A 6,681-nucleotide genomic window follows, 5' to 3' on the forward strand; every position below is an offset into this window, starting at 1 on the left:
GGCGGGTTCGCGGGACGCGGGAGCTGTCCGTCGGTTTCCGTCCGGGCGGCCCTCGCTCCTCGGCCGGGTGTCGTGTGTCGTGTGTGACGGTCAGGGACCCGGGTGGTCGCGCGGCGGCCGGTCGGTTCGCGGTGCGCGCCCCAGGACTCCGCCGGCCTTCATGTGCTCCTGGTCATGGGCAGGCAGGGCGGCGTCTGGAACACCACGCCGTCCAGGAAGTTGCCCGCCCCCTGGCTGCCACCCGCGGCCGAGACCGACTCGAAGGAGAATCGTGTGGTGGTCTGTCCCGAAGGCACGATGTACACCCCGGTGTACTGACGCCAGGCGGTGTCGTCGTCGGAGATGTCAGGGGAGGAGGCCCCGTGGGAGTCTGCGCCACGGTCGCGCCCGGGGCGCCGATGAGCACCCGCATCACGTCGGTGCCGAGGCGGCCCCGGTGATACAGCGACCAGGTCATCGGCGTTCCCGGCACGGTGGGCACGTCCTGATAGAGCGTGGAGACCTGGTTCGCGTTGAGTTCGGCGAACTGCCGGCCTTCGGCCGCCGGAACCCCGCTCGCGCCGCCCGGCCAGAACTCCAGCTTGTTGTCGGTGGCGGTGGTGCGCCAGCCGACGCTCGGGTTGACGGAGGCGTCGGGGATGGACCAGTCGATCGTGGTCACGGGTGGCGCCTCGAAACCGCCGTTGACCAGGGTGACCGGTGTGTAGGCGCAGGTGACGACGACCGTGACCGTCGCGGTGCTGGTTCCGCAGGCGGTGGTGACGGTGTAGGTGAAGGTGTCGGTGCCGCCGAGGCCCGTGGCGGGTGTGTAGACCACGTTGCCGCCGGAGATCGTCGCGGTGCCGTGGGCGGGCTGGGTGACGCCGCTGATCGTCGGTGAGGTCGCGGTGTCGTTGGCCAGGACGGGCACGCTGACGGCCGTGCCCTGCCCGGCGGTGGCGGTGTCGTTGACGGCTCTGGTGGGCGAGATGGACTGCCCGTCGGCGATCTGGATCGCGGGGGCGGCCGTGTTGTTCCCGAGCTGGCCGGGAGCGGCGATGACGCTGCTGATCCCGGTCGGCCGGATCGTCATGGCGCCCCCGGCGATGCCCTGCCTGACCTGGAAGGTGATGACCTTCGGGGAGGGGCCGGTCTTGGTGCCCGACGAGGCGATCGAAAGGGTGTTGCCGCTGATGGTGCCGGTCCCCGACTGGCCGACGACGTCGGCGTGGGCCAGCAGTGACGACAGATCCCACGTGGTGGTGTAGCGGCTGACCAGCAGCGGCCACTGGGCCGTGCGGTGCGCCAGCGTGAGGGTGAAGGTGCCGCCCGGCGTGATCTGCCCGCCCCACAGGGACGGGGAGGTGCCGACCGAGATCGACCCGCTGCCCAGCCTCATGCCCAACGCGTTCTTCCAGTAGTAGTCGACGGGGTAGGTCGTCTGCCCCGGCCGGACACAGGGCGCGGCGGCGACTCGCGTGACGGCCTGCCGCGCGTCGGTGGCGGCGTGCGCACCGGTATCGGCCGCCACCGGCCCCGGTACGGCCAGTAGCGCCAGCAGGGCACAGGCCAACGCGGTGAGGGCGGATCTGGACCGTTGTGACACCAACGCTGAACTCCCATTCTGTCGTGATGGGTGTCCTCGTAGATCAACTTCACAACGCACGCTACTCTCTGTAGTCGTTCGATCGCGTGAGGTGTGGGACGATCTTCATGTCGCGCCCTCGACGCGTCCGGGTGGCGGGCCGCTCCTGGACGGCCCGCCACCCGGAGGTACGGCGGCTCAGGCGAGCTTCTTCCCGATCTCGGCGATCAGGGCGCGCTGCCCGGTGACCATCTTCTCCGCCAGCCGGGCGGTGGGCCGGTGCCTGCCCAGCGCGATCACGACCTGGGCCATCTGGACACCGCTGTCGAGGTGCTTGCCCAGCACGCTCAGCCACAGCTTGTCGAAGGCGGCACCCGACCGTCCCTCCAGGGACGAGAACTGGGCGGCGGACAGCATGCCCGGCATGTCGTGCGCGGCGTGGTCGCCCTCCGCCGGCACCTCGACCTGCCACGACCGCAGCCAGCCGGACATCAGGTCGATGTCGGCGGCCTCGTGCTTCCTGATCTTCGCGGCCAGGTCGCGCACGTACGGGTTCTCGCTCCGGCCGTCCACCAGGCCGGCGAGCCGGATCGTCTGGCGATGGTGGGGGATCATCTCCTGGGAGAAGCGGACGTCCGCGTCCGCCCGATCGTCGGCCAGTCCCACCGCCTGGACTGCGGCCCCGGTCGTCACGGCCGCTGACGAGCACCCGGCGGCCAGTATGGCGGAGACCAGCAAGGTGGCGGTCAGAGACCGTCTTCTGCGCGACCGCCGGGTGCTCATCGAGATCACTGCCCCTTTCCTGCGGGTGGGAAGGATCATTCGTGCCGTTCCGCCCTGAGATACGCGGGTCCCGTTCCCGGGGTTCAGGGTCCGCCGGAAATCGGGTGCCCGACATTCCGGGCACCCGGTTCCGGCTCGGGCCGCGCCCTGTCTTCCGAGCGCACTCCGTCCTCTGGGTGAGCCCTGTCCTGAGCGCGCCCTGTCTGACGTGGCCGGGGACGTCGCGGGACTCGAACGAGTGGCGGCTCGCCCGCCCGACGAGCTCGCAGGGCCCGGCCGCCGGGTGGGTCAGCCGGGGACGTCGCGGTGGTCGGAGATGCTGTCGAGCCAGGCGCGGTGCAGGTCGGCGTAGCGGCCCGCCCGCCGGACGAGCTCGCCGGGCGGGCCGTCCTCCACGATCCTGCCGCCGTCCATCACCAGCACCCGGTCGGCGATCTCGACGGTCGACAGGCGGTGCGCGATGATCAGGGCCGTCCGGTCCGCCAGGATGGTCCGCATCGCCCGCTGCACCAGCCGCTCGCTGGAGACGTCCAGGCTGGACGTCGCCTCGTCGAGGATCAGCACCGCCGGGTCGGCCAGGAACGCCCTCGCGAACGCCACCAGCTGCCGCTGCCCGGCCGACAGGCGGCCGCCGTGCTTGCCGACCTGGGTGTCGTACCCCTCGGGAAGCGCGGAGACGAACGCGTCGGCGCCGATCGAGCGGGCCGCCGCCACCACGTCGGTCATGTTCGCGCCCGGCCGACCGAACCTGATGTTGTCCGCCACCGACCCGCTGAACAGGAAGTTCTCCTGGGTAACCAGGACCACCGCGGCGTGCCGCGACTCCTCGCCGAGGTCGCGCAGGTCGACGCCGTCCAGCAGCACCCGGCCCGCCACCGGGTCGTAGAACCTGGAGACCAGCTTCGCCAGCGTGGTCTTGCCCGCCCCCGTGGTGCCGACCAGTGCCACGGTCTGCCCGGCGGGGACCACCAGGTCCAGCCGAGGCAGCACGGGGGTGCCGTCCAGATAGGAGAACTCCACGCCCCGGAACTCGACTCTCCCGCGTGGCCGCTCCAGCGTCACCGGGTCGTCGGGTTCGGCCACCACGGGACGCTCCTGCAGCACGCCGGAGAGCTTCTCCAGCGCAGCCCCGGCGGACTGGAAGGTGTTGTAGAACTGGCTGATCTCCTGCATCGGCTCGTAGAACTGGCGCAGGTAGAGCAGGAAGGCGGCCAGCACGCCCACCGTGACCTCACCCTGGATCGCCAGCGTGCCCCCGTAGAGCAGGACGGCCGCGATCGTCACGTTCCCGATCAGCTTGACGCCCGGTGAGAAGATCGCGATCAGGTGCATGCTCCGCCGGTTGGCGTCGCGGTAGTCGGCGTTCAGGTGGGAGAAGATCTCCTGGTTGCGCGGCTCCCCGCGGAACGCCTGGACCGCGCGCATGCCGGCCATCGACTCCACGAAGTGGACGATCACCAGGGCCACGGTCTCCCGGGTCCTGCGGTAGATGATGCTCGACTGCCGCCGGAACCAACCGGTGAACAGCATCAGGACCGGCAGCGGAAGCAGCGCGACCACGCCGAGGTGGACGTCCAGGACGAGCAGCAGGACCGCCGTGCCGACCAGCGTCAGCACGGCGGTGACGAGGTCGTCGAACCCCGACTGCAGCATCTCGGAGATGGCGTCGATGTCGGAGGTGAGCCGGGAGACGACCCGGCCCGAGGTGTAGTCCTCGTGGAACGACAGCGACAGCCGCTGGAAGTGGACGAACACCCGCCGCCGCAGCTCCAGCAGGATGCCCTGGCCGATGCGCCCGGCCATCCTGAGGAATATCCGCCGGGTCACCAGCTGGACGACCGCCGCCGTCAGGATCGCCGCGACGACCGTCACCAGCGTCCGCGGTCCCGCGCCCGCCACCATCGGCGGGATGCCCGCGTCGATGCCCACCTTGACCAGGTAGGGGATCGCGAGCGAGGCGACGTTGCAGGTCACGATGATCGCGACGAGCAGGATGATCTCTTTGCGGTACGGGCGCAGCAGGTCGCCGAGCAGCCGCCTGGACCTGTCGCGCAGCAGGAACGACACCCGCGCCGACAGCTCGTCCTGGTTCTCCGCCGCGACCCCCCGCCACTCCCGGGATCCGTTCGCGGTCTCGGCAGGGGAGGGTCCGGAGGAAGGTCTCGAAGGTTGGGTGGAAGGTTCGGTCACGCTCACAGCCGTGCCTCCTCTGCGTCCGGGTCGGCCGACAGCAGCGCGCGGTACTCGGGCACGCTCGCCATGAGCTCGTGGTGCTCGCCGACATGCGCGATCGTGCCGTCGAGCAGCAGGGCCACCCTGTCGGCGAGGAGCACGGTGGAGGCCCGGTGGGCGACGACGATCCCGGTGGCCTCGCGCAGCACGTGCCGCAGCGCCTCCTCCACCAGGGCCTCGGTCTCGACGTCCAGGGCAGAGAGCGTGTCGTCCAGCACGAGGATCCTGGGACGGCTGAGAACCGCGCGGGCCAGCGCGAGCCGCTGGCGCTGGCCGCCGGACAGGGACATGCCCTGCTCGCCGATCCTGGTCTCCAGCCCCCACGGCAGCGCGTGGACGAATCCGGCCTGGGCGATCCGCAGCGCCTCCGCGATCTCCTCCTCGCTCGCGTCGCGCCGCCCCAGCGTGAGGTTCTCCCTGACGCTCATCGAGAACAGCGTCGGTTCCTCGAAGGCCGTGGCGACCATCGAGCGCAGCACGGGCAGCGGCAGGTCGCGGACGTCGACCCCGTCGATCGTGACCCGGCCGGCGCCGACGTCGTACAGCCGCGGCACCAGGGAGGTCAGCGTGGTCTTGCCCGACCCCGTCGCGCCCACGACCGCCACCGTCTCTCCCGGCCGCACCTCCAGCCAGACGTCGTGGAGCACCGGTTCGGCGGCACCGGGGAAGGCGAAGCACGCCCCCTCGAAGCGCAGGTGCCCCCGGGGCCGCTCGATCGCGCCGGTGCCCCCGACGATCTCCGGTTCGGTGTCGAGCACCTCCATCACCCGGTCCGCCGCGGTCATCGCCTCCTGACCCATCGTCAGGATGAAGCCGAGCGCGGAGACGGGCCAGACCAGCTGCAGCATCAGGGTGGCGAAGGCCACCAGCGTGCCCAGCGTCAGCGTGCCCGAGCCGACCGCCAGGGCGCCGAGCAGCAGCACGAGCGCGAGGGTGATGTTCGGGATCACCTCGAGGAAGGTGAAGAACCTGGCCGACAGGCGGACCTTCTCCATCGAGGTCCGGTAGACCTTCAGCGCTCCTTCCTCGAAGATCCCGGAGACGTACCGACCGCGGCCGAAGGCCTTGATCGTACGGATGCCGGCCGCCGACTCCTCGACGACCGTGGCGAGGTCGCCCTGCTCGTCCTGGACCCGGCGGGAGATGGTGATGTACGTGCGCTCGAAGCGCAGGGTGGTGAACACGATCGGCACCGCCGAGGCCACGACCAGCAACCCGAGCGGCCAGTACATGTGGAGCAGCAACCCGGTCACCGTCGCGATCTGGACGGTGGTCAGGACGAGGAAGAGCAGGCCGAAGCCGAGGAAGCGCCGGATCGTCGACAGGTCGGTCGTCGCCCGGGACAGCAGCTGGCCCGACTGCCAGGAGGCGTGGAACCCCATCGGCAGCCGCTGCAGGTGGCCGTAGAGGTCGTCGCGGATGCTGGTCTCCAGGCCCAGGACGGCGTCGGCCAGCAGCCACCGCCTCAGGAAGACGAGCAGTGCCTCGACCACGCCCAGGGTCAGGGCCAGCAGCGCGAGGGGAGGTACGGCCCCGGTGTCGCCCCGGGCGACGGGGCCGTCGATGATCTCCCTGCCGATCAGCGGGATGGCGATGCCGATCGCGACCGCGGCGAAGGACACCAGCCAGATGGCGACCAGGCGGGCGACGTACGGGCGGAGGTAGGACCTCAACCGCCACAGGGAGGCGGCCCTGGCGCGGCGCGGGGAGAGGGGTTGCCGGGGCGGGGATTCCGTGTCGGCGGCCGAGGTGTCTGTGTTGTTTGTGTTGTCTGCTTTGGATGTGGTGGTTCCGGTGTCAGGGGGCATCGGCAGGCGGCACGCTCCTCACGGTGTTCTGACGGGGTGAGAGCCGTCCGGGACATGGCAGGCCGGAACACCATCCCCTCTCGACCGGTCTCTCCCGTGCCACCGCTCCCGGTGGCCGCCCCGTCGGATCACCGCCACCCGCGTGACACGGGTGACCATCCAGTCTTCGCACCCGGGCGCGGCGTCGGCAACTGATTTGACGGTCCCCATGCTGTAACCGTTGCTTGTGAGTGTGCTGTGGTGAGCGCGCTCTCAGGCAGCTTCCGGCTTGCGCCGGAGCGTTCCCCGTGTCCG

4 protein-coding genes are annotated in these 6,681 nt (G+C 70.7%); all 4 read right to left on the reverse strand.

Annotated elements, in window-relative coordinates:
• Positions 1–172: 172 nt before the first annotated feature.
• The 4 genes from ACTOQ2_RS39985 to ACTOQ2_RS40000 all read right to left on the reverse strand — a co-directional run bounded on the left by ACTOQ2_RS39985 (position 173) and on the right by ACTOQ2_RS40000 (position 6,252).
• On the reverse strand, positions 173–1,585 hold the full coding sequence (locus tag ACTOQ2_RS39985; protein WP_440106629.1) for an Ig-like domain-containing protein: 1,413 nt from the start codon (positions 1,583–1,585) through the stop codon (positions 173–175).
• A gap of 177 nt (positions 1,586–1,762) precedes the next feature.
• On the reverse strand, positions 1,763–2,347 hold the full coding sequence (locus ACTOQ2_RS39990) for a DUF305 domain-containing protein (protein ID WP_440106635.1): 585 nt from the start codon (positions 2,345–2,347) through the stop codon (positions 1,763–1,765).
• A 288-nt stretch (positions 2,348–2,635) separates the two neighbouring features.
• Positions 2,636–4,543, reverse strand: coding sequence for an ABC transporter ATP-binding protein (locus tag ACTOQ2_RS39995; RefSeq protein ID WP_440106631.1), 1,908 nt, complete (start codon positions 4,541–4,543; stop codon positions 2,636–2,638).
• Positions 4,540–6,252, reverse strand: a complete 1,713-nt coding sequence (locus ACTOQ2_RS40000) for an ABC transporter ATP-binding protein (protein WP_440106633.1) — start codon at positions 6,250–6,252, stop codon at positions 4,540–4,542. The genes ACTOQ2_RS39995 and ACTOQ2_RS40000 overlap by 4 nt, the downstream gene beginning before the upstream one ends.
• Positions 6,253–6,681: the final 429 nt, after the last annotated feature.

The organism is Streptosporangium sp. H16, assembly GCF_051918855.1.
Taxonomy (GTDB): domain Bacteria; phylum Actinomycetota; class Actinomycetes; order Streptosporangiales; family Streptosporangiaceae; genus Streptosporangium.

Excerpts from the sequence above, each read along its gene's own strand:
- ACTOQ2_RS39990 (WP_440106635.1), bottom strand. The coding sequence starts at position 2,347 with ATGAGCACCCGGCGGTCGCGCAGAAGACGGTCTCTGACCGCCACCTTG.